21 protein-coding genes are annotated in these 24,925 nt (G+C 67.8%); 6 read left to right on the top strand and 15 right to left on the bottom strand.

Features of this window, described 5'->3' with window-relative positions; translation table 11 throughout:
* Positions 1–321: 321 nt before the first annotated feature.
* Positions 322–4,014, top strand: coding sequence for a DEAD/DEAH box helicase (locus DB354_RS18100; RefSeq protein ID WP_107837029.1), 3,693 nt, complete (start codon positions 322–324; stop codon positions 4,012–4,014).
* A gap of 256 nt (positions 4,015–4,270) precedes the next feature.
* On the opposite strand, the gene clpB is transcribed toward DB354_RS18100, so the two are convergent.
* The 8 genes from clpB to DB354_RS18055 form a co-directional block, all read right to left on the bottom strand.
* Complete coding sequence (gene clpB, locus DB354_RS18095) at positions 4,271–6,904, bottom strand: ATP-dependent chaperone ClpB (protein ID WP_107837028.1); 2,634 nt, start codon at positions 6,902–6,904, stop codon at positions 4,271–4,273.
* 281 nt (positions 6,905–7,185) lie between these two features.
* Complete coding sequence (panD, locus tag DB354_RS18090; protein WP_107837027.1) at positions 7,186–7,554, bottom strand: aspartate 1-decarboxylase; 369 nt, start codon at positions 7,552–7,554, stop codon at positions 7,186–7,188.
* Between the two features lie 5 nt (positions 7,555–7,559).
* The gene (locus DB354_RS18085) at positions 7,560–8,351 is read right to left on the bottom strand and encodes a type III pantothenate kinase (protein ID WP_107837026.1); all 792 of its coding nucleotides are present in this window, start codon (positions 8,349–8,351) and stop codon (positions 7,560–7,562) included.
* A gap of 192 nt (positions 8,352–8,543) precedes the next feature.
* Positions 8,544–9,746 carry a bifunctional phosphopantothenoylcysteine decarboxylase/phosphopantothenate--cysteine ligase CoaBC gene (coaBC, locus tag DB354_RS18080; protein WP_107837025.1) on the bottom strand — a complete coding sequence of 401 codons (1,203 nt, stop codon included), beginning with the start codon at positions 9,744–9,746 and terminating at the stop codon, positions 8,544–8,546.
* Positions 9,747–9,782: 36 nt separating this feature from the next.
* Positions 9,783–10,598, bottom strand: a complete 816-nt coding sequence (gene panC / locus DB354_RS18075) for a pantoate--beta-alanine ligase (protein WP_107837024.1) — start codon at positions 10,596–10,598, stop codon at positions 9,783–9,785.
* Positions 10,595–11,386, bottom strand: a complete 792-nt coding sequence (panB, locus tag DB354_RS18070; RefSeq protein ID WP_107837023.1) for a 3-methyl-2-oxobutanoate hydroxymethyltransferase — start codon at positions 11,384–11,386, stop codon at positions 10,595–10,597. The genes panC and panB overlap by 4 nt, the downstream gene beginning before the upstream one ends.
* Before the next feature lie 527 nt (positions 11,387–11,913).
* Entirely contained in the window at positions 11,914–12,687 is a 774-nt protein-coding gene (locus DB354_RS18065; protein ID WP_107837022.1) for an endonuclease/exonuclease/phosphatase family protein, read from the bottom strand.
* A gap of 490 nt (positions 12,688–13,177) precedes the next feature.
* Positions 13,178–14,524, bottom strand: coding sequence for an FAD-dependent thymidylate synthase (locus DB354_RS18055; RefSeq protein WP_107837021.1), 1,347 nt, complete (start codon positions 14,522–14,524; stop codon positions 13,178–13,180).
* A 249-nt stretch (positions 14,525–14,773) separates the two neighbouring features.
* Between DB354_RS18055 and DB354_RS18050 the strand changes: the two genes are divergently transcribed.
* From DB354_RS18050 to DB354_RS18030, 5 genes are all read left to right on the top strand, one after another.
* Positions 14,774–15,481, top strand: a complete 708-nt coding sequence (locus DB354_RS18050) for a hypothetical protein (protein WP_107837020.1) — start codon at positions 14,774–14,776, stop codon at positions 15,479–15,481.
* 135 nt (positions 15,482–15,616) lie between these two features.
* Positions 15,617–16,558, top strand: a complete 942-nt coding sequence (locus DB354_RS18045) for a DUF4097 family beta strand repeat-containing protein (protein ID WP_107837019.1) — start codon at positions 15,617–15,619, stop codon at positions 16,556–16,558.
* Positions 16,559–16,733: 175 nt separating this feature from the next.
* Complete coding sequence (locus DB354_RS18040) at positions 16,734–17,561, top strand: hypothetical protein (RefSeq protein ID WP_107837018.1); 828 nt, start codon at positions 16,734–16,736, stop codon at positions 17,559–17,561.
* A 230-nt stretch (positions 17,562–17,791) separates the two neighbouring features.
* Complete coding sequence (locus DB354_RS18035) at positions 17,792–18,580, top strand: ABC transporter ATP-binding protein (protein WP_107837017.1); 789 nt, start codon at positions 17,792–17,794, stop codon at positions 18,578–18,580.
* Entirely contained in the window at positions 18,577–19,614 is a 1,038-nt protein-coding gene (locus DB354_RS18030) for a sodium:calcium symporter (protein WP_233256683.1), read from the top strand. The genes DB354_RS18035 and DB354_RS18030 overlap by 4 nt, the downstream gene beginning before the upstream one ends.
* A gap of 32 nt (positions 19,615–19,646) precedes the next feature.
* Here DB354_RS18030 and DB354_RS18025 read toward each other — a convergent pair whose 3' ends face one another.
* From DB354_RS18025 to DB354_RS17995, 7 genes are all read right to left on the bottom strand, one after another.
* Positions 19,647–20,072 carry a DUF488 family protein gene (locus DB354_RS18025; protein WP_107837016.1) on the bottom strand — a complete coding sequence of 142 codons (426 nt, stop codon included), beginning with the start codon at positions 20,070–20,072 and terminating at the stop codon, positions 19,647–19,649.
* Positions 20,073–20,898: 826 nt separating this feature from the next.
* Complete coding sequence (locus DB354_RS18020; RefSeq protein ID WP_107837015.1) at positions 20,899–21,318, bottom strand: hypothetical protein; 420 nt, start codon at positions 21,316–21,318, stop codon at positions 20,899–20,901.
* Positions 21,319–21,389: 71 nt separating this feature from the next.
* Complete coding sequence (locus tag DB354_RS18015; protein WP_107837014.1) at positions 21,390–22,184, bottom strand: dienelactone hydrolase family protein; 795 nt, start codon at positions 22,182–22,184, stop codon at positions 21,390–21,392.
* A gap of 96 nt (positions 22,185–22,280) precedes the next feature.
* Positions 22,281–22,724 carry a CBS domain-containing protein gene (locus DB354_RS18010; protein WP_107837013.1) on the bottom strand — a complete coding sequence of 148 codons (444 nt, stop codon included), beginning with the start codon at positions 22,722–22,724 and terminating at the stop codon, positions 22,281–22,283.
* A 145-nt stretch (positions 22,725–22,869) separates the two neighbouring features.
* Positions 22,870–23,211 (bottom strand): STAS domain-containing protein, encoded by a 342-nt coding sequence (locus DB354_RS18005; protein ID WP_107837012.1) that lies wholly within the window; start codon positions 23,209–23,211, stop codon positions 22,870–22,872.
* Between the two features lie 6 nt (positions 23,212–23,217).
* Entirely contained in the window at positions 23,218–23,646 is a 429-nt protein-coding gene (locus DB354_RS18000) for an ATP-binding protein (protein ID WP_107837011.1), read from the bottom strand.
* Positions 23,647–23,652: 6 nt separating this feature from the next.
* Positions 23,653–24,924: an ATP-binding cassette domain-containing protein gene (locus tag DB354_RS17995; protein ID WP_107837010.1), complete on the bottom strand. Its 1,272-nt coding sequence runs from the start codon at positions 24,922–24,924 to the stop codon at positions 23,653–23,655.
* Position 24,925 lies beyond the last annotated feature (1 nt).

Here is a 24,925-nt window from a genome sequence, read left to right as displayed (position 1 = left end):
ACGCCCGCCCCGTTGCCCGCACGCCCGCATCGCGCTTTCCCCGGTCTCCCGTGGTGAGATGTCCCCCGGCAAAGTGTCACGTATTACGTGACACTCCCGATGTCCGCCGCGCGCGCTCAGTGTCACGTAATACGTGACAGTTTTCCCAGATCCCCCTCTGGCGTGCGCGCTCCAGTGTCACGTATTGCGTGACACTTTCAGCGGGCCGACGCGGCGCCGTCGCCCCACGCGGGAAGGGTCCGTCGCAACCCGGCGTCGCTTTTTGGGCGGCGCAGGATTCCGGCGTGACGCCCGCCGGAGGGTGTGTTCGATCGTACCCCCATGTCCGGTCGCGTCCTGTCTCAATCGCCGCTGCGGGTTTCGCTCTCTGGGTGGCTGGATAATTTCCCGATCGCCACCCGCGCAAAGGGGCGCGCCTACTATGCAAGCGGCCGCGTGAGCCCGCTCGAGGTGTCGACGGAGAATGATGAAACCTACGTCGAGGCCTCGGTGAGCGGTTCGGAGCCTTACGATTGCACGCTCGCCCACGCTCCCGGGCGCGGCTGGGATGGCAAGTGCTCCTGCCCGATCGGCATCGCGTGCAAACACCTCTACGCCGTCGGCGCCCTGCTGTTGGACGAACTCCTGGACGCCGATGTCAGCAAGTTTTCCTCGCCGGCCAACGCGGCCGGACCGACCGACGAGCAGGCGCTCGCCGCCCAATTTACCCGGGCGAACGGCATCGCGCCGGTTCGCAAGCAGCTCAACTACCTGCGTCATCTCCTCGCGCTGCATCGCAGCGTGCACGCGGGCAACATTGATTTTCAGGCCCTGCAGAATTTGGTTCCGACGTCGTATCGGTACCGCTGCTTCCGCTATTACGAGAATCCGTTTACCAACCGCTGGGCGGAGCGGCCGGGCACTCCCCTCGAATTGTGGTCCCATCTGGCGCTGATCCTGACCGAGAGAGGGGTTCCAGCACCTCCGTTCATGGAGAGGCTCACCGATCTCGCGTGGGCCCGCGCCGCAGTCGCGGGCCACCTTCGCCAACGCGAGATCGATTCCTGGCGCCAGCGGTTCGCGCAACTGGAAGCGTTGGCCGGCGCCTCCGGTGCCGCCACAAACGACGCGCCTCCCGTCCTGCGCCATCTCCGCCTCCGCTTGGCACAGAAGAAGCCCGTTTGGGAAATCTCCACCAATGCGGCCATCGATTCTCCCTACAACCCGCTCGCGGGAGCGGAACTCCGCGAACTTCTGGAAAACGCGGAGAATGCGCCCCTCGCCTCCGTCTCAGTGTCGTTTGCCGCCATGGCCCGCGCCCACTTTGGCGCGCGGGGGCGCACGACCCTCCGCCCCGGAGCCGCCGAAGACCGCGCGTTTCTCGGTCGCGTGCTTCAGCACCCGTTGGCACGCGAGTGCGTCGTCGGCGGCCAGGGCCTTCCCATCGTACGCGATCCCCGGCGCCTGATCTGGCACTTTCGCGACCACCCGACCGACCCCGACCTGGTCCAGGCGCAACTCGCGTTCGCCGACGGCACGCCGGTCCCCAGCCCGCTCCAGCATTTGTCGGAGAATCCAGCGCTCTACCTGCACGAGAACACGCTGTTCTCCGGCCTGCCGCCGCCGACCACGAAGTACGCGCCGAGCGAGGACGATTTGACGGTGCCGGTGGCGCTTCCGCGGGCTGCCCTCGCCCTGCCCGAAGCGGGCCGCTTTGCCGCCCGGGCCGGTCTCGTGCTGCCCGGAGATACCGCCGGGCGTTTCCGGCACGAGGTCCTCCGCCCCCGGCTTCGGGCCTGGCTTGCCCCCCGCCGTCCCAATGCGCCGGCGGGAGACGACGTCCTCCTCCTGGAACTGGCCGCGCTGGCCCCTGATGGCGCCGTTCGCGCCCTCCTCGAGGGCGCCGGGTGGCGCCGCACCGGTCCCGGCCTGTCACCGCTGCCCCCGGATGCGGCCTTTATTGTTTCTGACTTCGATCCCACACGAGCCGCCGTCGAGGTGTTTGGTCGGCTGCCCCGGCTCGTCGATACGTGGCATCCAGAAGGCCCGCGCAGTCACGTCGAGATCGCGTCCGCCACGTTTCCGGAAACCTTCTCCGCGTGGCTCGCCACCTTTCCCCCCGCCACGCTGATTGATCTCGCGCCTGAACTCGCCGCCTTCGCTCAGGCACCGACGCGGGCCCACTATGCCATTGATCTCACCCCGAGCGCGGCCTGGGGGGTGGATTGGTTCGACGTGCGCGTGGCGCTGCGCGCCGAGGACACGACGCTCACGCCGGAGGAGGTCGCGCTGCTCCACGCCGCGCGCGGACGCTTCGTACGGCTGGCGGGCCGCGGCTGGCGCCGCCTAGCCGTCGAAGAAACGCCTGCCGCGCAGGAAAAGCTGGAGCACCTCGGCCTGGATCCCGTCACTGCGACCGCGGAGACCCGGCGCGAGCCACTGCGCTTCCATGCGCTGCAGCTTGCCGATGACGCCCTACGCGACGCGTTGCCGGCGCAGATCTGGGAACAAGTCCGCGCCCGCGCCGCCACGCTGCGCGCGCTCCCTCCGCCTCCCGTCCCTGGAGGGCTGGTCGCGGAGCTCCGTGGGTACCAGCAGGAGGGTTTTCACTTTCTGTCCTTCCTCTCGGAGAACGGTTTTGGCGGCGTGCTCGCCGACGACATGGGCCTGGGCAAGACGCTCCAGACGCTGGCATGGCTCCTCGCCCTTGCGGCCCGTTCCCGGGGTGCTCAGCCGTTCCGCGCACTCGTCGTCTGCCCCAAGTCCGTCATGGTTAACTGGCAACTCGAGACCGCGCGTTTCGCCCCGGGCCTCACGACGGTCGTGTTTCACTCCGGCCTGGTTACGCCTCCGCCGAAGCGCGGCGCGGGCTCCGGCGACAGCGCGCGTCTGGCGCCATTCGATGCGCACATTCTCGTCGTCAATTACGCCCAGCTCCGGCTCCACGCTCCGGCCTTCACTGCGAAGAGCTGGGACGCCGTCATCCTCGACGAAGGCCAGAACATCAAGAACCCCGCCAGCGCCACCGCGCAGGCAGCGCGGGAGCTGCGGACGGCGCACCGACTCGTCCTCACTGGGACACCGATCGAGAACCGGCTCCTCGACCTCTGGAGCCTGCTCGCGTTTGCGCAACCGGGACTCCTCGGCCCCCAAGCAGCCTTCAAGCGGCTCTACAACGACAAGAACGACCCCTCCGCCCGCACGCGCCTAGCGCAGCGGGTGAAACACTTCCTCCTACGCCGCACCAAAGCCCAAGTGGCCCGCGACCTTCCTCCGCGCATCGAAGAGGATCTGGTGGTCGAACTGGAAGGCACCCAACGCGCCCTCTATGACGCCGAGCTGAAGCGCGCCCGCGCGCTGCTTCTGCGCGTGAAGTCCGCACGCGAGCTCGACCGGCAGCGCTTCAACATCCTCCAGTCGCTGCTGCGACTGCGCCAGATCTGCTGCGATCCGCGGCTCGTCGGCGTGGGGGAAGCGCCCCGCCCCGCCCGCCGGCGCGCCACAGCCACCGCGCCCGCCGCCGACCCAGCCTCCGCCAAGCTTGAGGCCCTCCTCGATACCGTCGAGCCGCTCGCGGCCGAAGGCCACAAGGTGCTGATCTTCTCTCAGTTCGTCACGATGCTGGAGCTGATTCGCGACGAACTCACGGCCCGGGGCATCGCCCACCTGATGCTGACCGGCCAGACGGAGAAGCGGCAGGAGCTGGTCGACCGGTTCCAGAACGGCGCGGCAATTCCTGTTTTCCTCCTTTCGCTCAAAGCGGCCGGCGCGGGCCTGAACCTCACGGCGGCGAGCTACGTGGTGCTGTTCGATCCATGGTGGAACCCCGCGGTGGAGGCGCAGGCCATCGACCGCACGCACCGGATCGGGCAGCGCAACCAGGTGATCGCCTACCGCCTCCTCGCGCGCGACACGATCGAGGAGAAGATCCGCGCCCTGCAGAAGGAAAAGGCAGCCCTCGCCGCCGCCGTGGTGCAGGAGGAATCGCTCGCAAGCGTGCTCGATCTCGAAAGCCTGCGCCAAATTCTGAGCTGACGCCGAAACCGCGCCGCTTCGGGTCCCGACGCGTGGCCCACACGCCCGCATCGCGCTTTCCCCGGTCTCCCGTGGTGAGATATCGTGTCACGTATTACGTGACACTTTCGCCGTCCGCCGCGCGCGCCCACGGTCACGTATTACGTGACAGTTTTCCCGGATCCCCCCTCTGGCGTGCGCGCTCCAGTGTCACGTATTACGTGACACTGTGCGCCGGAGCCGCGGGCGGGAACTGTCACGTATTGCGTGACAGTTTTCAGCGGGCGCGCTTGGCGGGGGAAGGGCGCGACGCGGCGCCGGCACCGGACATCACCAGCTCGTCCCCGTGGATCGAGAACGTCACGGTGCTGTCCTCGGCGATCTCGCCGCCGATGAGCGCGCGGGCGAGCTTGGTCTCGATGTTGCGCTGCAGGAAGCGCTTCAGCGGGCGGGCGCCGAACACCGGGTCGTAGCCCTTCTCCGCCACCCACTCCCTGGCCTTCGGGTCGAGCGCGACCGTGACCCGGCGCTCGGCGAGCCGCCGGTTCAGGTCCGCCACGAGCAGATCCACGATGGTCGTGATCTCCTCGAGGGTGAGCGGCTTGAAGAGGATTGTCTCGTCGATGCGGTTCAGGAACTCCGGCCGGAACGACCGGCGCAGCTCCGCCATGACGCTCTCGCGCACACTGTCGGGGATCGAATCGCCCTGCACGCCATCGAGCAGGAAGCGCGAGCCGATGTTCGACGTCATGATGATGATCGTGTTCTTGAAATCGACCGTGCGGCCCTGCGCATCGGTGATGCGGCCATCGTCGAGCACCTGCAGCAGCACGTTGAATACGTCGGGGTGCGCCTTCTCGATCTCGTCGAAGAGGACGACCGCGTACGGCTTGCGGCGAATGGCCTCGGTGAGCTGGCCGCCCTCCTCGTAGCCCACGTAGCCCGGAGGCGCACCGATCAGCCGGGCCACGCTGTGCTTCTCCATGTACTCGGACATGTCGATCCGGACGATGGCCGCCTCGGTGTCGAAGAGCGTCTCGGCGAGAGTCTTGGCCAGCTCCGTCTTGCCGACACCGGTCGGACCCAGGAACAGGAAACTGCCCACCGGGCGCCGCGGATCCTTGATGCCGCTGCGCGCGCGCAGGATGGCCTCGGTGACCAGCGAGACCGCCTCCTCCTGGCCGACGACGCGCTGGTGCAACACGTCCTCCAGCCGGAGCAGCTTCTCCTTCTCGCCCTCCATCAGGCGGGTGACCGGCACGCCGGTCCATTTGGCGACGACCTCGGCGATCTCCTCCTGGGAAACCTCCTCCTTGAACAGTGACGCAACCTGGTCGCGGCTCTTCTGCTCGAGGCGCTTGAGCTCGGCCTCGAGCTGCGGGATGCGGCCATGGCGGAGTTCGGCGACCTGGTTGAGGTCGTACGCGCGCTCCGCCTTTTCCATCTCGAGGCGGGCGGCGTCGATCTGCTCGCGCAGCTTGCGGGTGTGGTCGATGGCGGCCTTCTCGCGCTCCCACTGGAGCTTGAGGCCCTTCGCCTGCTCGCGCGCTTCCGCGAGTTCGTGGCGCAGGGCCTCAAGGCGGCGCGCGCTGGCTTCGTCCTTTTCCTTCGCGAGCGCGGTCTCCTCGATCTCGAGCCGGAGCACGCGCCGCGTGAGCTCGTCGAGCTCCTGCGGCATCGAGTCCATCTCGGTGCGGATCATGGCGCACGCCTCGTCCATCAGGTCGATGGCCTTGTCGGGCAGGAAGCGGTCGGAGATGTAGCGGTTCGACAACGTGACCGCGCTCACCAGCGCGTTGTCCTGGATGTGCACGCCGTGGTGCAGTTCGAAGCGCTCCTTCAGGCCGCGGAGGATCGAGATCGCGTCCTCCACGCTCGGCTGGTCCACGACGACCGGCTGGAAGCGGCGCTCGAGCGCGGCGTCCTTCTCGATGTGCTGGCGATACTCGTCGAGCGTGGTGGCGCCAATGCAGTGCAGCTCACCGCGCGCGAGCATCGGCTTGAGCAGGTTCCCGGCGTCCATCGCGCCCTCGGTCTTGCCGGCGCCGACGATGACGTGGAGCTCGTCGATGAAGAGGATGATGCGCCCCTCGCTCTGCTTGATTTCCTGCAGGACGGCCTTGAGGCGCTCCTCGAATTCGCCGCGGTATTTCGCGCCAGCGACGAGCGCGCCCATGTCGAGGGCGAAGAGGGTCTTGTCCCTCAGCCCCTCAGGCACGTCGCCGCGCAGGATGCGCTGGGCGAGCCCTTCGACGATGGCGGTCTTGCCGACGCCCGGCTCGCCGATGAGCACGGGGTTGTTCTTCGTCTTGCGGGAGAGGATGCGGATGGTACGGCGGATCTCCTCATCACGTCCGATGACGGGGTCCATCTTGCCCTTCCGCGCGAGGGCCACGAGGTCGGTGCCGTACTTCTCGAGCGCCTGGTACGTGCTCTCCGGGTTGTCGGTGGTCACGCGCTGCGAGCCGCGGATCTCCTTCATCGCCGCGAGCACCTTCGCGCGGTCGAGGTCGAAGCTCTTGAACAGCTTCTTGAGGGCATCCGGCTTGCCCACGTCGAGCAGCGCCAGAAACAGATGTTCCACCGAGACGTACTCGTCCTTGAGCTTGTCGGCCTCCTCCTCGGCGCGGGTGAGCACCTCGTTGACGGCCTGGGTGACGTAAACCTTGGAGGTGTCGACGCTGCCGGACACCTTGGGCAGCCGCTCCAACTCGCGGCTGACGGCGAGCTGCATCGCGCTCGGAGTCGAGTTCAGCTTGTGCAGGAGCCCGTTGACGATGCCGTCCTCCGGCTCGATCAGCGCGGCGAGCAGGTGCCAGGTATCAACCTCGTTGTGCGACTGACGGCGGGCGAGGTTCTGGGCCTCCGCGACCGCCTCGCGCGACTTCTGGGTGAGTTTGGCAAAATCCATAGTGCATCCTCCTTCGCAGCCGGCGCGCCAAGATAGCCCCGCGCGGCGCCCTCGGCAAATGCCGCCCCGGGGTGTGCCGCCGGTGGACAGCGTGTCACGCCACCGCGCCAAACCGGCACGGGGGCGCTCTGCACCGCCTTCTCTTACTATTCCTCTTTCTCCCAGTCTCAGCCGGTCGGTCGTCGAGGCGAGCCAGCGCTTCGGGACGGCCAAAAGTGCCGGTCCGGCGCAACGCTTGAGAGAAAGAGGAAGATTAAGAGTAAGAGAAAGACTTGGGCCGCTCACTCCCGCGCCGGGGCCCTCTTCTGCTTCGGCCGGTTCTTGGCGTCGAGGAGGACGACGGTCGGCTGGTGCTTCGCGGCCTCCTCGGGCGTGAACTGCGCGTAGGCGGCGATGATAACGTGGTCGCCAGGCTGCACGAGCCGGGCGGCGGCGCCGTTGAGCATGACCTCGCCGCGCGAGCGACCGGCGATCACGTAGGTGGCAAAGCGCGCGCCATTCGTGACGTTGTAGATCTCGACCCGCTCGAACTCGAGCAGCCCGGCCGCCGCACGCAGGTCGGGCCCGAGCGCGATCGAGCCTTCGTAATGGAGGTCGGCCGCTGTCACCGTGGCGCGGTGCAGCTTCGATTTCAGAAGTGTCAGTTGCATGGAAATCAGGCGGGGGTGGCGGCAGTCTCGGGGTTGAGTTCGGCGGCGCGCTTGATGCCGAGCAGGACCAGCTCGGGCACGACCTCATCGAACAGGTTCTCCGTCAGGAGGAGCCGCGCGAATCCGCCGGTCGCGACGATGAACGGCCGGTTGCCGTCGAAGGCTTCGCGGCTGAGCTCGGCGACGAGGTGTCGGATGGCGCCGACATGCGCGTGATAGACGCCAGCCTGGATGCTCTCGACCGTGGAGCGCCCGAGGGCGGCCGCGGGACGCGCGATCTCGACGGAAGGCAGCTTGGCGGTGCGGCCGGCGAGCGTCTCCACCGAGATGCCGATGCCGGGGAGAATCGCACCGCCGAGGTAGTCGCCTGAGCTGGTGACGACATCGAAGGTCGTCGCGGTGCCGCAATCGACAACGATGAGATTGCCGCCCGGCCGGCGCTGCGCCGCCGCGATGGCACCGGCAATGCGATCGGCGCCGACCTCGAGCGGGTTGCGATAGCGGACGCGGAGACCGGTCTTGACGCCCGCCTGCAGCACAAACGGCTCGTGGTGGAAGTACTTCAGGCAGGCGTTGCGGATCGGATACACGGCCGCCGGCACGACGGAGCAGAGAGCGACCTGCGTGATCGCGCGCGGATCGAGTCCGTTTTCCCGGAGGACCGACGTGAAGAACACGCCGAACTCGTCCGACGCCCCGAGGGGGTGCGTCGTCTTGCGAAACTGGAGACGCAGCGTGTCGCCATCGAACACGCCCGCGTGCATCTGGGAGTTACCGATATCGAGACAGAGGAGCATGGGGCAAAAAAGTACGAGTGCCTTCGGAGTGAAAGTGAGAGTGAGAGTGGGTGGAGCCCGTCTGATCGTACTCTTTCTCTTACTCTTCCTCTTTCTCTTACTCTCTCCGAGTTTGTGCCGGTATCCTCAGGATTCGGCGGGCTGACGGAGTTGGAGAGAAAGAGTAAGAGTAGGAGTAAGAGAAAGAGCCGGCTACGACAGGAGCGTTGCGAGGGCCAAGGCGATGTCGGCGCGGTCGCGGCAGTGGGCGACGATGGTGCGCTGCGGGCCCCAGATGTCGGCGGGAAACGCCCCGTCCGGCTCACGCTGCGCGAGATCGTTCTGCACGACGTAATCTGCGGTCCCGTGGGCGAGGATCGCCTCGACCGCCGCGCGCATGGCGGCGTCGTCGGCCTCCTTGGTCAGCTTGAAAGCCACGACGCGGATGGCGGGGTTGAGGCTGCAGCTCCGCAGTTTGTCGAGGAGCTTGGGATTGCGCCGCAACCGGATCAGCGGCGTGGCCTGCGACGGGATCTTGCCGGCGCCGGGTCGCCACGTCTGCCCGTCCACCTCGATCGCCTCGATCGCGTAGTCGGAAACGGCCGCCGCATGGATGACGACGTCGAAGTGCTCTTCGCGGAGCCGGCGCTCCAGGACGGCATCGAGGTCGCCAAAGCTCCCGTAGGTCTCCTCGCGGCCCGGAGCGGACAACGGCACGGACGTAGCGGCCCGCACCAGCAGCACGTCGTGGCCGAGCCGGGAGAAATGCTCAGCGATGCCGGCGCCGGTGGCGCCTGTGCTGATGTTGGTTAGCACGCGGACACCGTCGATCGGCTCGCTGGTGCCGCCGCTGGTGACGAGGACGCGGAGCCGGTGTTCGGGTCGCACCAGGGCGGCGTCGATCGCGGCGACGATGGTCTCCGGTTCGGCCAGACGCCCCTCGCCCACTTCGCCGCAGGCAGTGCGCCCGGCGGCGGGCTCGATGAACTGCACGCCCCAGGAACGGAGCCGCCGGCTCGCCGCCACCGTCGCCGGGTGTTTCCACATCGCCGGATTCATCGCCGGGGCGACGAGGAGCGGTTTGTGCGGATCGTGCGCCAGGAGCAGCGAACCCACGAGGTTGTCCGCCAGGCCGGCCGCGAGCGCGTTGAGGGTATTCGCGGTGGCGGGACACACGACGGTCACGTCGGCCCAGCGGTCGAGATTGATGTGATCGAGCGCCTCACCTTCGGCCCAAAGGTCGGTGCGCACTTTTTCGTGGGTGAGGGCCTCGAGGGTGGTGGCGCCAACGAAGCGCAAGGCGGCCGCACTGGCGACCGGGCGCACGTGATGGCCCCGCTGTACGAGCTGGGAAATCACCTCGCACGCCTTGTAGCAGGCGATCGAGCCGGTGAGGATGAACAGAACGTTGCTCATGGAAGCTGGAAGCGGAAGGAGAAGGCGCGGCCGCGCTCACCGCGCCGCGGGCAGGCGGCAGTTGTCGATGAGCCGCACGTCGCCGAGCCTAACCGCGCCCATGCGGACGCCGTCGGCATCCTCGACGTAATCGACCTCGAAACCGGCGGCGCGCAGCCGCGCGGCGGCGGTGGGGGCGTCGGGCGACTCGCGCAAGGCCCGGGCAAACTCCGGGGCGCGCGCGCGATCGGCGGGAGCCAGCCGGCGGTTGCGCGAACTCATCGCGAGCCCGTCGGCCTCGCGCACGGTCGCGCACGGCACGACCTCGATCGGCAACAACAGGGCCTGGACCATGCCGCGCACCAGCAGCAACTGCTGCCAGTCCTTCTCACCGAAGTAGGCCCGCGTGGGCCGCACGAGATTGAAGAGCTTCAGGACAACCGTGAGCACGCCGTCGAAGTGACCCGGGCGATGCGCACCCTCCCAGCGGCGGCTCAGCTCGTTTTCGGTGACCCGGTAGCGATAGGCATCCGGATACAGCTCCTCCGGCTCGGGCGCGAGGACGGCGTCAACATACGACCGCGCGAGCGCGAGGTCGGCCTCGAGCGTGCGCGGGTATTTTGCCAGGTCGGTCGGATCGTTGAACTGGGTGGGATTGACGAAGATGCTGAGCACCACGCGTTCATTCTCGGCGCGCGCGCGGGCGAGCAGCGCCTCATGTCCGGCGTGCAGCGCCCCCATCGTTGGGACAAAGCCGATGCTGCGGCCTGCCCAGGCGGCATCGCCGCGCACCGCCTGCCAGCCGGCACGCCGGGTGTAGACCGGCGGGACGTCCGGCCGGGGTGGAACTCCGAGTTCGCGTTGGATCTTCATGCAAGCACCTCCTCGCGCGCGGGGAACCGGGCGCCCCGCACGTCGCGGGTGAAACGGTTTATGGCCTCTCCGATCAACTGGTGGCCCTCGAGGTACCGACGGGCGAAGCGCGGCTGGAACTGCGCATCGAGCCCGAGCAGGTCCGAGATGACCAGCACCTGACCCGAAGTCCCCGCGCCGGCGCCAATGCCGATCGTTGGAATCGCACGCTCCTCGGTGATCTGGCTCGCGAGGGCGGACGGCACGCACTCGAGCACGAGGGCGAACGCGCCCAGTTCCTCGACCTGTCGCGCCTCGTCGCGCAGCCGCTCGGCGTCGGCGGCGCTGCGGCCCTGGAAACGGTAACCCCCAAACTGGTGCACCGACTGCGGCGTGAGCCCGAGGTGGGCCATCACGGGAATGCCGCTGCCCACGAGATGCGAGATCACCTCCTCGTGCCCGGTGACGCCCTCCACCTTCACGGCAGTCGCACCCGCCTGCATCAACTGGCCCGCCACCTCGGCGGCGTACGCGGTCCCGCGGCGCACCGAGAGGAAAGGCATGTCGGCCACCACGACCATGTCGGGCGTCCCGCGGCGCACCGCCGCCACGTGGGCGGCCATCATTTCCGGCGTCGCGTGCACGGTGGAAGGAAAGCCATGGACGACCATGGCCACGCTGTCGCCCACGAGAATGAGGTCGGCTTCCGAGGCTGCGACGATGCGCGCCATGAGCGCGTCGTACGCCGTCAACATTACAATCGGCTGCTGTTCGCGCTTTGCGCGCGCCAAATCGAGGATCGTCTTCACCTGGCCTTCGCTGTTTTCCGACTTCGGAAAACCGGCGGGCAGGCGGCGGAAGAGGACATGGGTGCTTGTCGCATGGCGATGAAGCCTCGGGTCCCGAGGAAGGATGAGTTGTGGTTTTGAGTGTCCGGTCGCGATCGTGTTCGCGCTAGACGGCGCCAAGGTCGCGGATTTTGTCCGCCGCGCAAATCGAATTTCTGTCCTGCAACCGCCCTGCGTCAGCCCGCTTGCCGCGCCGGCGCTCGTGCCCGTCAGCGCGATCGGCCCTCACCCGCGGCGAATTCCCGGGCATGCCGCTCAGGTCGAAGGAGATGCCGCACCCCGGGTCGCCGCCGGCACAGGCCCGACCGGACCGAAAAATTGGCTCCGCTAAGTGTCACGCAATACGTGACACTTTTTCTTCCGCTCCCTCGTGGCGCCCCGTGCCAGTGTCACGTATTGCGTGACACTCGGTACGAGCGAGTTCCGCGACGGCACGCGGGGAAACGGGGATAACAGAGCGGCGCCACCGGACGTCGGCGACACGCGGCTCACTTCACCCACTCGAACTCAGCCACCAACGCGTGGTGGTCGCTGGCGGGCGTGGGGATGACCCGGTGAGCGACGCGCGCCAGCGGGGCGTTGAAGAAGATGTGGTCGAGCACGTACGGCCGGCGCCGCCAGGTGATCTCCTGGTCCTGCACGGTGCGGAAGCCTTGCGCCGCAAACTGGGCGACGAGCGACTCGTGGTGGCTGACGTTGAAATCACCGGCGAGGAGCATTGGGCCGGGCGCGGCGGCGAGTTCCTCGGCTACCCGCTGTCGCTGGCCGGGGTGGTCGGCACTGCTGGCCCCGAGCATGAAGAACGCGAGCAGGTGCGTGTTCAGGAGCCGCAGCTCCCGACCGCCGATCGTCGTGTCCGCCCGCAACATGACGCGATCCGTCGGCGTCGTCTTCCGCCCATAGAAATCGAAGGTCACCGGTGGTGACGGGAGGTCGCGCACCGTCACCCCGCGCAAGGGCGTCCGCGTCAGGATGGCCAGGCCGATGCCGAAGGGCAGCTCGCGCGGGTCTGCCCGCGGGTACGTGAAGCAGCCGTGGTAACCGGACAGTTCTGCGAGCAGGCGTGTGTAGTTGGGCGGCGGCGTAATCTGCACTCCGCCGTTCTGCGCGTGCTCGACCTCCTGCAGGAAGACAATGTCGGCGTCCTGCTCCCGGATCACCGTGATCGTGTCCTCAAGCCGGATCGGCGCGTGGTCGGGATCGGCGTCGTCCCACCCCTGGCCGAACTGCATGTTAAACTGGAGCACCCGCAGCGGTTTCATGGCGTGGTCGCGCGGCTGGCGGCGGCGGGAATTTCCCTGCCGCGCAAGGCCAAGCCCATGGGGAGACGGGAGAAAACCGGCATGACGGCGCGCCGCTGAGGATGAACCCCGGAATCCGGCTCGCAACCCCCTTTTGGGCGCGCGGCGCAGCGGCTCGCCGCGCGCAGGGAGTGAGGGATGAAGGGAGTGTGGGGCCGAGAACCGCAGGATTGAGGGTCAGCGCGCGTTGAGGTAGCCGACGCGCGCGTTCTCGTTCTCGTTCTCGTTCTCGTTCTCGTTCTCGTTCTCGTTCTCGTTCTCGTTCTCGTTCTCGGGCTCGGGCTCGGGCTCGGGATCGGGGACCGTAAGCGCAGGCGGTGAGGACGAGGGGCTGACAGATGAGAGAAAGAGGAAGAGTAAGAGGAAGAGAAAGAGTACGGCGGGGGGATGGACGGGGAGAACGAGAAAGAGAACGAGAACGATGAAGGGCCGGGCCGGGATTGCTCGGGGCTTATTCGGGCTCGGCGGTACCCTCCACCACCCACTCTTTGGCTTCGGGGACCTGACGGAAGAACTCCTTCAGGGCGGCGCTCAGGTGTTCGGCGTAGCGGAAGTGGGCGCCCATGCCGGTGCGCAGCTCGGCTTCGTAGATGAACTTGTCGGCATGCGTGCTGTGCTCGAACGGCGTCTGCGCGCCGAGCAGGAGCGAGTACACGTAGGCCGGCGACTTGCGCGTCATGAGCTCGCGCGTCAGGGCGAGTTGATCCCGCAACAGCGCGGCATGTGTCCCGCGGTCGATCTCCGGCGGCAGATAGAAGCCGGCCTGGATCAGCGGCGTGTACCGATGCCCCGTCCGGTGGCGGTTTAGGTCGCGCAGCTCGGCCAGCGCCAGGTTGTTCCAGGCGAACGTCACCCGCATGCGGCGCGTCGCGGTGCCCTGCTGGCCATAGCGGTTCGTGCGATGCCGCAGCGCCTCGGCGAGCGACTGACGCTCCGCGAGCCACGGCGGCGTGGCGCGGTCGACGTGCACCCAGGTCTCGTCGGGCAACGCGTCCGCCGAGAGCCGCTCGAGACCGAGCGCGAGCGACGTCTGAAGCTCCTGCCGGGCCTGCTCCTCAAAAGATTTTTCCGCGGAGCTGTGCCGCATGAGCCGCGGCGACTGCTTCAGCAGTTCGTCGCGAATCAGCCGCGCGGCCGCCTTGGCCTCGGGATGCGCAAGTGAGTCGAGCTGCTTCACGGTGATCGCCCACATGCGGGAACTCTGCACGAGGCCGAGGTTGGTCCGCGTCGCCAGCGGCACGAAGTACCGCGCGCGGTCCAGCGCGTAGTTCTTGCGCAGCCGCGTGACGACGGCGGGCTTGGCGTCGGCCGGGAGCCGAACGCGGCCGGGCTCGGCGTTCGCGAGCGCGTCGAGCCGGTCGTACTCCGCGTGGTACGCGGCAAACGCGCGGGCAAGCACGTCGTGCCACCGGCCCGCGAGGTCAGCCGGGACGCCCAGTTCCTCCGCCGTCGGCAGGTTCGCCGCATCCATCGCGATGTAGCGAGTGCTCGACTCCTGGCCGTCGGCCATCTGCGCGATCTCAAAGATCTTGTACGCGAGCCACATCGACACTCCGTCCAGCGCGATCGCCAGCCCCCCGGTGAGGCCGCCGATCGAGGCATGGCCGTAGTCGACGAACTTCAGGATGCGGTCGATCGAGGCGTCGGGGTTGGTGACGTCGACCTTGGAGAGGATCGAGGCGATGCCCTCGTTGCTGCGCGAATAGCGCGCGAGCACCGACGCAAGGAGTTCAGGCGTAACCTTCGGCAGGTCGGCGGCCGAAGGCGGCGGGACGAGGGCAAGACCGGTGATGCGCATGGGAAGCCCCGCCACTGAGTCAGATTTCGAAGGCGAAACAATCCCGAAGCTGGCACGCGCCGGACCACGAGTGAAACGCGAGAGACGCGGCCCGGCCTGGGGCGCGGACCGCCCGCCGTACGCGGCGCAGACCCGGGGTCCGGTGGGTCTCGAGCCCCGCCCATCGGCGAATGCGGTGGGTCCTGCCGGCCGTAGCGCAACGTACGCCGGAGGCCGGGCTCTATGCCGCGAATTCGAACGGGAGCTCACATGAAAAACACCCTTGTCACTCTGTTGCTTACCTCCGCGGCCGGCTCGCTTGCCCTGGCCCCGACTCTCTCCGCCGGCACTCCGAAACGCGCCAGCGCGCCGGTCGTGATCGCCATCCCCGCCGTGCCCGACGGCAGCAATTACAGCCGCGCGCCCTTCCTCGCCTTTCGTCCGCAGGACGACGCACTGCCGCCGAACGGCCAGGCGTTCGACGAGACGGTGCCGCCCAACACGCCTGCGAGCACGCCAGCGCCGTTTGCGGCGCCGCCCCCGGCGTTCGCGATTCTGCAGCCGACCGTCGCGCCCGGGCTGCTGCCCACGGGCCGCCCGGTGATCGCCGCCGCCGCCACCCTCGACGCGCCGCAGGTTCAGACCCTCATTCAAAACACCGCCGGCACCCGCCGCGACGAGGTGATCGACAGCGTCCGGGTGCGCGTGCGCGAGAGCCAGGTCGCGATGCGCGAATATCGGCGCTCCCGCGGCGAAATGAGCCCCGAGGGCCGCGCGGCGTTCGACGCTGCCGACGCCGAGGCGCGCGCCCGGGAGAAGTCGCTCGAAAAGAGTCTCCGCTCGGCCGGACGCGGCGCAGAACAAAACTGGGACGAAAAGCGCAGCCAAGTGGCGGCAGAGTACCAGGCTTACGTCGCCGCCGTCGCGCGCATCGACGCCCTGGCCGGCAATGCGCCCGCCACGCCAGCACGCCAATAATCCCTGCACCTCCGTACACACCGCGCGCGGGCGACTGCGCCTTGCTCCGCGCCTCACTTACAGCCGACCAGCAGAAACTGCTGTGCCGGCTGTAACTTTTGGGGCGGTCGTAGTGTTCTTGGGCCACCAACCTGCATGAAAGCCCTTACCACCCTCGCCTTCGTCGCGGCGTTCACCTGCGCCGCGCTCCCGCTGTCCGCCAAGATCGAGCGAACCGTCGAAAAGACCTTCACCGTCACAGGCATCGGCACGCTCCGACTCAACACCAGCGGCGGCGCGATCCGGGTTTCGCCCGGGCCGGATGGCGTCGTGACGATCGTCGCCAAGGAGACGATCCGGGCCGATTCCGACGCGGAGGCCGACAAGCTGCTGGAGGACCTGGAGCTGACGTTCGCGCAGAACGGCAACGACGTGCAGGCGTCGGCGAAGTATGACCGGCCGGTCAGCGGCTTCTTCCGCTGGGGAGGCAGCCCGGTGGTCGTCGAATTCATCGCCACCGTCCCCGCCGCCTACGTGACCGATCTGCGCACCTCCGGCGGCAGCATCACCGTCGGCGATCTCAACGGCCGCGTCGAAACCCGCACCTCCGGCGGGGGGATCCGGCTGGGCCGCATCGGCAATGACGTGGACGCCCACACCTCCGGCGGCAGCATCACGCTCCGTTCGGCCAGCGGTAACGTAAAGCTGAACACCTCGGGCGGCCGGATCGAAGTCGGTAACGTCGCCGGCACCGCCGACCTCTCCACCTCGGGCGGCAGCATCGAGATCGAGTCCGTCAGCAACCGCGTGAACGCCCACACCAGCGGCGGCAGCGTGCGCGCCGGCATCGCCGGAAAGCTCAACGGCGACTGCGAACTTTCCACCTCCGGCGGCAGCGTCAGCGTCACCGTCGACAAGGCCGCCAGCTTCCAACTCGACGCCTCCACCAGCGGCGGTGGCGTGAACGTCAACGGCATTACCATGACGCTTCAGAACGGGCACCACAGCCGGAACAAGCTCTCCGGCCCGGTGAACGGCGGCGGCCCGCTCCTGAAGCTCCGCTCGAGCGGCGGCAGCATCCGGGTCGACGCGCGGTAAGCACGCCAGCCCGCCCAGCCTGAGCCCAGAAGCCCGCGACCGGCGGCGCCTTCGCGCCCGCCGGTTTGGCGGGCTTTTGCATTGGGAGGCCTTCTCTCCCAACGCGGGGTCGAAGGTTTTTCGCTGGCGCGTGCAACTAATTGCGCCACGCCGTGTTCTTGAGCCACAAACCAGCATGAAACTTCCCTCCTACCTCGCCATCGCCGCCGCGCTGTCCTTCGCCGTGCTCCCGCTCGGCGCCAAAACCGAGCGGACCGTCGAAAAGACCTTCACCGTCACAGGCGCCGGCACGCTCCGGCTCAACACCTGCGGCGGCACGATCCGCGTGGCCGCGGGCCCAGACGGAGTTGTGACCATCGTCGCCAAACAGACCGCCCGGGCGGACTCCGAGGCCCAGGCCGAAAAGCTGCTGGCCAATGTGGAGCTCGCCTTCGACCAGAGCGGAAATGACGTGCAGGCGACCGCGAAATGCGGGCCGGCGGACAAAACCGGCTCCGACACCTCCTCGGTCTCGGTGGAGTTCATTGCTTCGGTGCCGGCGGCCTATGCCGCCAATCTGCACACGAGCGGCGGCAGCATCATCGTCGGCGACTTGGGCGGAAACGTGGAAGCGCGCACGTCGGGCGGCAGCATCCGATTGGGCAATATCGGTGCCGGAGTCGATGTACGCACCTCCGGGGGCAGCATCGAGATCGAGTCGGTCAGGAACCGCGTGCTCGCGCATACGAGCGGCGGCAACGTCCGCGTCGGCTTCGTCGGCAAGCTCGCCGGAGACTGCGAACTCTCCACGTCCGGCGGCGGCATCATTCTCACGATCGACGCGTCGGCCGCCTTCCGGCTCGACGCGGCCACGGGGGGCGGGACGGTTCGCGGCAACGGCCTCTCCATCGAAGCTGAGACCGGCCGGCGCGACCGGGACAAGCTCATCGGTGCCGTCAATGGCGGCGGCCCGCTGTTGAAGCTCCGTTCGAGTGGCGGCAACATCCGGGTCGACGCGCGATAACGGACGCCCCCGACCTAGTTTGAGACCGGAAGCCCGCGACCGGTGGCGCGCACATCCTACGCTCGCCCGGTACCGCGGGCTTTGCGCGTTTGGACGCGCCGCGGGGCGGGACGGGCGAGAGGTGGCGCAGATTGGGAGAGAAAGAGAACGAGTAAGAGTAGGAGAAAGAGAAGGGCGCGAAGGGCGGTTTGACGCAGAGAGGACCAGACGCCCATGCTACCGGCCCTTCCATGCCGGCCCTGCTCGACGTATCCAGTTTATGCGTGACACGAGGACGCACCGCGATCCTCGCGGACGTGTCCTGGCGCGTCGCGCCCCGCGAGCACTGGGTGATCCTGGGAGCCAACGGCTCCGGCAAGACCACGCTGCTCAAGACGCTGACGGGCTACCTGCCGCCGACGTCCGGCGAGATCATGGTGCTGGGCCAGCGTTACGGCGCCAGCGACTGGCGCGACCTGCGGCTCAAAGTGGGCGTGGTGACGAGCGCCTTCATCGCGGCGATCCCGCCGGCGGAGGTGGCGCTCGACACGGTCGTCAGCGGCAAGTTCGCGCAGCTCGACCTCTGGCATCGTGTGAGCCGGGAGGACCGGGCGCAGGCGCGGCGGTGGCTGCGCTTCGTGGGACTCGAGGCCCTGGCGGAGCGCGAGTGGGCGTTTCTTTCGCAAGGCGAAAGGCAGCGCGTGCTGATCGCGCGGGCGCTCATGCTGCGCCCCCGGCTGCTGATCCTGGACGAACCCTGCTCCGGGCTCGATCCGGTGGCGCGCGAACACTTCCTGCAGTTCATCGAGCGGCTCGCGCGGCGGCGCGGCGCCCCGGCGCTTGTGCTCGTCACGCACCACGTGGAGGAAATCATGCCGGCCTTCACGCATGCGCTCCTCCTGCGGCAGGGCCGGATCATCGCGGCCGGTCCGCGGCGCACGGTGCTGAAGCCGGCGCTGCTCAGCACCACCTTCGGCGCGGCGCTGACGCTATCCCGGCGCCCCGACGGCCGGTACGCCCTGCAGTTTGCGCGCGCGTGAACCCGCTCACCGATACGATCGAAACCCTCGGGCTGACGAGCGCGTGGACCTATTTCGGGCTCTTTCTCGCGGCGTCGTTGCTGATGATCTGGCGGCTCGAGGCGCTGCTCGCGCACGGGCTCGAAGGCACTGCGCTCGGCACGGTGGTGATGCCGTACTGCTCCGGGCTCGGAAATCTGCTCTTCGTCGCAATCATCGGCATGCAAGGCGGGCCCGGGCAGGAGGTGCTGACCAACTGTCTGGTGAACAACGCGACCAATCTCACGCTGGTGCTCGGGCTGCCGACGTTGTTCTGGGGGCTGACCCTCGCGCGGAAACGCCCCGCCGGCGGCGCGGGGAAGCGCAAGGCGGCGGGCGCCGGCAAGACGGGCGGCGGCAAGGACGACGAGACCAGCCGGCAGCTCAACCGGCTCTCGCTCCTGCTCACGCTCGCGGCGGTGGGCTTCTTCAGCGGCGTGTCCTGGGCGCTGGCGCGTGACGGCGTGCTCGACCTGAGCGACGGGCTGGTCCTCGTCGGGCTCTTCCTTTTCTGGCAGACGTTCCAGGTCTTCGACGTCCTGAAGCACAACGTGCGGCAGCGGCAGCGCTTCTCTTCAATGTTCTACCTCGACGTGGCCGTGGTGCTCGTGGGGGCGTTCGGGGTGTACGTGAGCCTCGACTGGCTCGTGACCTGGCTGGCGGCGCAGCAGGGCGCGTTCGTCAACGCCGCGCATCTCGGCTGGATCACCGGCTGGCTGATGGTGCTGCCCAACGCGCTGCTCGCGTTCTACTACGCGGCGCGGGGCCGCGCCGACATCGCCTTCGCCTCACAGGTCGGCGACGGACATATCTGCATCCCGCTGTGCATCGGCCTGAGCGCGATGCTGCATCCCGTGAAGGTGCCGGCGTTCTTCGCGCCCGGCCTCGCGCTGTTGGTGATCGTCGCGGTCGTCCACGCCTTGTGCGTGGCGTTTGCCGACGGCCTGCCGCGCTGGATGGGCTGGCCGCTGCTGGGCGCGTACGCGTGGTTTGTCGGCGTTGGGCTCCTGGGCTGAACGGGCGCGGCCGCCTCGCCCACTCGCACGGCTCACCGCGCGGGATCGGATTTCGCGGGCGGCGCGTCGTCGTCCGCAAACGATGCGCCGTGGGCGCGGAGCAACTCGCGAAGGATCGAGCGATGGCAATGGCTCTCGTCCTCGCAGTAACAGCCCACGGAGAAGTCTGTGGTGTGCGACAGCCGGGCGAGAAGCTCGAGATCATGCGTGGCCGCGGGCGCGGCCATTTCCTTCCGATAGCTGCGCACGAACGCGTTCCACTGGGCGGGGTTTTCGGCGCGCAGCGCCTGCTGCATGGATGCGAGACTGGGCGCGAGATTGGGAAACCAAACGTCGTACCAGTTCTGCGCGGCAAACTCAGATTTGGGCACGCCGCGCGGCGGCCGCCGCACCGTGCCGAGTCGCAGACCTTCGTGAGGATGTCGGGGAGTTCCGAGGCGAACAATGCGCACGCTCATGCGCGCACGATGCCGGAATTGCGCCCCTTCGCCACTCGTCGGAGCGCATCGATGGTTCGGGCCCGTTGGACGAACCTTCCCTTGCGAGGATTGGGCAATCCGAACCACGAAATTCCAAGGCATCTCACAGGAGACAACGGAGGCAACAGAGGATCCGATCCGAGGTTGGGCATCCTGAAACAAACCCTCCGTTGCCTCTGTTGCCTCCTGTAAGGCGGATCGGGACTTGGAGATTCGAGCCACGGAATTCCAGGGCATCTCACAGGAGATAAGGGAGCCAACAGAGGGGCGACCCGAAGTTGGTGGGCCCTGCCCCAACCGGCGGGACTTCGCGCCCGGATCCGCGCCCTTTGGGGCGCGCAGATCGGGCCGCGTCTCGCCCCTTCGCGGCCCCGTTTCGTCACACTTGCCGCCCCCGGCACTGCCCCGGGCCGCCCTTTTCGCGCCCTCCTCGCGCCCCCGCTTCATGCGCGATCCCCAGCAGCTTGGTCGCAAAGCCCTCAGCTTTCAGTTCTGCGGTAGCAAAAACCCTCGATACGAGGGGACGAGGGCAACAATTATAAATCGCTACGCACATGGCACTTCCGGGATAATGTCCAGATACTCCAGCATAATGTCCGGATACTTTTTCATAATGTCCGGATCTTTTGTTTTCGCCGGCGGCGAAAACAAAAGGAGCTTGGCGAGAATTGTGACGCGGAGCGCGCGGGTTTTCGCTCGAAGCTCTTTCGTCTTTGCGCGCGCCAAGACGAAAGCGCGTACGATTTCGTGAAGAAATCCTGCGGCCCCGCGCGCAAAAGCGAACGCGGAGGGCGAAGGAAATTCTTCAGAGTTCGAGCGGATCCGCGCGGAATCTTTCGCTGAGCTCGAAGAGGATCGATTGCACCGCGAGCCACTTCACGTCGGCGCGAATATCGGCGAGCGTCTTCGTGGTGTGATTCAAAACGAGATAACTCGTCGCGCCGGTTTTCATCAGCGCGTCGTACTGCGTGCCATGGGCGTCGCTGACGAATTCGATATCACCGTCGTGCAGCGGCTTGCCCTTGGTGCCTCGGCTGAGGAGCTCGGCATCGTTCGGAACATTGGCCCGGAATTGTTCGGCGCGCGGACCCGTGTAGGCCAGCACACCGCCCGTACCAGCCGTCACGCCGAGGATCGCCCATTCGTCAAAAACCGGCTGCCGGTACGCGACCCGCATTCGGTCCACGTACGTCTTGGTTATCTGACGAGCGGTCTCGAGATCCATGTCCCGCGAGAAAGGCCAAACCGGCGGCCAAGGCAAGCCGCCGGCCTTTTTGCCTCAGGTTCGCAGTCCCTTTACGGCCGCGGCCCAAACAGTTCCGCGAAGAAGTCCTGCATGTGCTGCCAGGAACGCCGGTCCGCCGCGGCATTGTAACCGATGCCCTTCAGCCCGGCCGCGCGCGCAACGTCGTCGGCCCGCGGATTGGTGAACGCATGCACCGCGCCCGCGTACTGGATGAACTGGTAATCGAGCCCGCCCACATCCAGCGCGTCCTTGAACTTCGCCAGCTCCTCCGGCTTCACGAAGGGATCGATCGCGCCATGGCAGACGAGGATGCGGGCCTTGACGCGGCCCGGCTCGCTCGGCGGCGGCACGAGGCTGCCGTGGAAGCTGACAATCCCGGCGAGCGGCGCACCGCTCCACGCGAGAACCTGCGCGGCCGCGCCGCCGAAGCAGTAGCCGATGGCGGCGACGCGCTGCGGATCCACGAGCCCGCTGGCGAGCAAGGTGTCGAGTCCGGCGCGGGCGCGCTCGGCCATGAGCGATTTGCCGTAGAACTGCCTCGCGAGTTCACCCGCTTTCTTCGCGTCGGTCGTGGTCACGCCCGCGCCGTACATGTCGGCCGCAAAGGCGACGTAGCCGAGTTTTGCGAGCTGTTCGGCGCGACTCTTCGGGTACTCGTTGAGGCCCCACCATTCGGGCAGGACGAGCACGCCGGGCAGGCGGCCGGAGCGGCTCTTCGCGTCGTCGTAGGCGAGGTAGCCCTCGAGCTTCACGCCGTTGTGTTCGTAGGGCACGGCGCGGGTCACAATCTTCGCTTGGGCCGTGAGGGCGGCGCCAAGGAGGCATAGGCAGGCAAGGAGCTTCATGGTGTGGGAAATGGGTGAGGTGCGCGCCGCGCGGACTCGCGTCTCCGGCCGGGACAGGACGGACGCGAAATGCGCGCAGAAAGGCGGCGCCGGAACTCAGGTCGCGAGCCCGCCCGCGATGTAGTTTTTGAGATGCTCGGCCTCCATCCGGTGGTGGTCCGAGATCCAGCGGGTGACGTCGCCGATCGAGATCGTGCCGATGAGCCGCTCGCCATCCATGACCGGCAGGTGCCGGAACCGCTCCTCGGTGAACAAGGCCATCGCGTTGTCGATCGTGGCGTCCGGCGAGATCGTCGTGACGCGCGTCGTCATCACGTCCTTCACGAGGACCTGGTGGGGGTCGAGGCCGGGGCCCACGATGCGGCGAAGCACATCGCGTTCGGTGAAGATGCCGACAAGCCGGCCCGACTCGAGCACGAGCATGGCGCCGACGCGGTGTTGGTTCATTTCGGCGACGGCCTGGGAGACCGTGACTTGGGGCGTGACGGAGAAGACGCCGTGACCCTTGCGCTCCAGCAAGGCAGAGACGGGAACATTCATGGGTGCGGGGTGGGTAGGCGCACACTGTCGCCGGGCTCGGGCGGCCCGCAACCCGGAGCCCGATTTTGTCCCGGCGCCGAGCCGCGCCGGCGCCGTACAGGGCAGCGGCGCCAGCTGCTGCCGGCGCTTGGCACCTGTTACTTCTTCAATCGTTACGTCCCCCGCCGGCTGCCTCGGCGACGCTGGCATGGACCTCGAGAATGCCGGTGAACCCAGCGAGTTCGAACACCTCGGCGACCGGGGGTGTCAGCGCCGCAAACACCGCCTGGCCGCCGGTTGCCTTCAGCTTCTTCGCCGCGGTCAGAAACACGCGCAGCCCGGCACTGCTGACATAGCTCAACTGGCTGCAATCAAACACGAGCCGGCGAACTCCGCCCGCAATCAGCCCGTCGATCCGGCGTTCAGCGCCCGGGCTTGCGATGCCGTCAAGGCGCCCGTTCAGCGCGAGAACAGTCGTCGTGTCGTGTCTGGTTTCAGTCATGTCCATAAATCTTCACCTCCGCGGCGCGAGGTTGCGGGTCAGCGTCAGCACGTTGGTGTCGCCGCGCCGCTCATATTCGGCCCGGTGCATCAGTCTCTTCAGCAGATGCACGCCCAGCCCGCCCACCGCGCGATCCTCGAGCGGAGCATTCGTAACCACGTCCGCGCGCGCCAGCGGATCGTAGGGTGCCGCCGTGTCGGAGAGCGTGGCCGTGACCGCGTCTGGCCCGGCGGCGAGGGTCACGGTGAAGACCTGGCCCGGGGCGCCGTACCCGTGGGTAATCACGTTTGTCGCGGCTTCTTCCAGCGCCAACTGCAGCGAGAATACATCATCGGGCCCGAGCTTTGCCGCCTCGCCAAAGCTCTCGATGAATGCCGCCAGGCGCTCGATCTCGGCGAGCTCGCTGCGCAATTCCAGGGTCTGCACGGCGGGTGAGGACACGGGGGGTCAGGGTTGGGGGGAATCCTGCGGCGCGAGGGCAACGAACCGGGCCATTTCGCTCAACAGAAAAACCAGCCGCTCGAATCCCTGCGTGAGCTGAAACACCGCCGCGCGACGTTCCTCGCTGCCGGTTTCGCCCGCCGTCAGGTAGGTCTGACGCAGCCGCCGCATGGCGTGGCCCCGATCCCGCGTGAGCTCGCCCAGCATGTCCGTGTCCGCGCGGCTGCGTGAGCGCGCGGCATCGAGCGTCGCGAACAGCAGGACCTCCATCGCTTGGAAAAGCCGGTCGCCCAAGCCGGACTGCAGATCGGCCGGGCTCGCGCGCAGCGTGGCCAGGAAATCGACGAGCGTCTGCTCGAGGGTCTGGACCGTCGCGGCGAGCTGCTGCGTCGCGCCCGCCTTGTCCGCGAGTCCCGGCCGGAGTCGGAGGTGCACGTAGTCGGCCGTCTGCACCGCGAGCGTCGTGGCTCCGGCACTGAATCGTTCCCGCAGCGGCGGAAGCTCCGCCGTGGGCGCCGTCCGTTCCGCCGGAAAACATGCCGGGTACTGCGTCAGCACTCCGACGAGTTCCGCGAGCTCATCCGCCAGCCGCTGCAACGCCGCATCCGTCTCCGTCATCACCCCATCTTCCAGCGTCAGGATGCGATCGGCGATGTCGAGAATGCGCGGGTCGTGCGTCGCCATCAGCACCGCGCACTGTTCGTCGCGGGCCAGCGCGCGCATGAGCTCGACGACGTCGCGCCCGCTCTGGCGATCGAGCGACGCGGTCGGTTCGTCCGCGATCAACACGCGCGGGTGTCCCGCCAGCGCGCGCGCGATGGCGACCCGCTGCTGTTGTCCGCCGGAGAGCTCCCGGGGCCGTTTGTGGCCATGCGCCCCGAGTCCGACCCGGGCGAGCAGCCGGTCGGCATCGGCGGCCACGGCGGCCGGGTGGTGCAACGCGAGGGCGAGGTGGACATTCTGCCGCGCCGTCAACGCCGCGAGGAGGTTGTGCCGTTGAAAGATGAACCCGATCGAGCGGCGCACGCGCACAAGCTGGCTGGCAGTTGCGCCGCCCAATTCCTGGTCGAGCACCCTCACCTGCCCCGTCTGGACGGTGCGCAACGCGCCGACGAGGGTGAGAAAGGTGGATTTCCCCGAGCCGCTGTGGCCCATGACGATCGTGATCTCGCCCGGATGGAAATCGACATTCAGCCCGTGCAGGACCTTGCGCTCCAGCGCCCCGGAACCGTACGCGTGATGGAGACCACGCACCGAAATGACGGGGATCGTGGTCATG

Source organism: Opitutus sp. ER46 (genome assembly GCF_003054705.1).
In the GTDB taxonomy this organism is placed as follows: Bacteria; Verrucomicrobiota; Verrucomicrobiia; order Opitutales; family Opitutaceae; genus ER46.
The sequence above is the reverse complement of the archived record's forward strand: the minus strand, read 5'-3'. Positions and strand labels throughout refer to the sequence as shown.

Bases quoted from the DNA above. Each gene is read 5' to 3' on its own strand.
- DB354_RS18005 (WP_107837012.1), bottom strand. From the start codon at position 23,211: ATGGACATGACTGAAACCAGACACGACACGACGACTGTTCTCGCGCTG.
- DB354_RS18055 (WP_107837021.1), bottom strand. From the start codon at position 14,524: ATGCGCATCACCGGTCTTGCCCTCGTCCCGCCGCCTTCGGCCGCCGAC.
- DB354_RS18050 (WP_107837020.1), top strand. From the start codon at position 14,774: ATGAAAAACACCCTTGTCACTCTGTTGCTTACCTCCGCGGCCGGCTCG.
- DB354_RS18025 (WP_107837016.1), bottom strand. From the start codon at position 20,072: ATGAGCGTGCGCATTGTTCGCCTCGGAACTCCCCGACATCCTCACGAA.
- DB354_RS18015 (WP_107837014.1), bottom strand. From the start codon at position 22,184: ATGAAGCTCCTTGCCTGCCTATGCCTCCTTGGCGCCGCCCTCACGGCC.
- coaBC (WP_107837025.1), bottom strand. From the start codon at position 9,746: ATGAGCAACGTTCTGTTCATCCTCACCGGCTCGATCGCCTGCTACAAG.
- panD (WP_107837027.1), bottom strand. From the start codon at position 7,554: ATGCAACTGACACTTCTGAAATCGAAGCTGCACCGCGCCACGGTGACA.
- DB354_RS18045 (WP_107837019.1), top strand. From the start codon at position 15,617: ATGAAAGCCCTTACCACCCTCGCCTTCGTCGCGGCGTTCACCTGCGCC.
- clpB (WP_107837028.1), bottom strand. From the start codon at position 6,904: ATGGATTTTGCCAAACTCACCCAGAAGTCGCGCGAGGCGGTCGCGGAG.
- DB354_RS17995 (WP_107837010.1), bottom strand. From the start codon at position 24,924: ATGACCACGATCCCCGTCATTTCGGTGCGTGGTCTCCATCACGCGTAC.
- DB354_RS18040 (WP_107837018.1), top strand. From the start codon at position 16,734: ATGAAACTTCCCTCCTACCTCGCCATCGCCGCCGCGCTGTCCTTCGCC.
- DB354_RS18100 (WP_107837029.1), top strand. From the start codon at position 322: ATGTCCGGTCGCGTCCTGTCTCAATCGCCGCTGCGGGTTTCGCTCTCT.
- DB354_RS18085 (WP_107837026.1), bottom strand. From the start codon at position 8,351: ATGCTCCTCTGTCTCGATATCGGTAACTCCCAGATGCACGCGGGCGTG.
- DB354_RS18035 (WP_107837017.1), top strand. From the start codon at position 17,792: ATGCCGGCCCTGCTCGACGTATCCAGTTTATGCGTGACACGAGGACGC.
- DB354_RS18020 (WP_107837015.1), bottom strand. From the start codon at position 21,318: ATGGATCTCGAGACCGCTCGTCAGATAACCAAGACGTACGTGGACCGA.
- DB354_RS18065 (WP_107837022.1), bottom strand. From the start codon at position 12,687: ATGAAACCGCTGCGGGTGCTCCAGTTTAACATGCAGTTCGGCCAGGGG.
- DB354_RS18010 (WP_107837013.1), bottom strand. From the start codon at position 22,724: ATGAATGTTCCCGTCTCTGCCTTGCTGGAGCGCAAGGGTCACGGCGTC.
- panC (WP_107837024.1), bottom strand. From the start codon at position 10,598: ATGAAGATCCAACGCGAACTCGGAGTTCCACCCCGGCCGGACGTCCCG.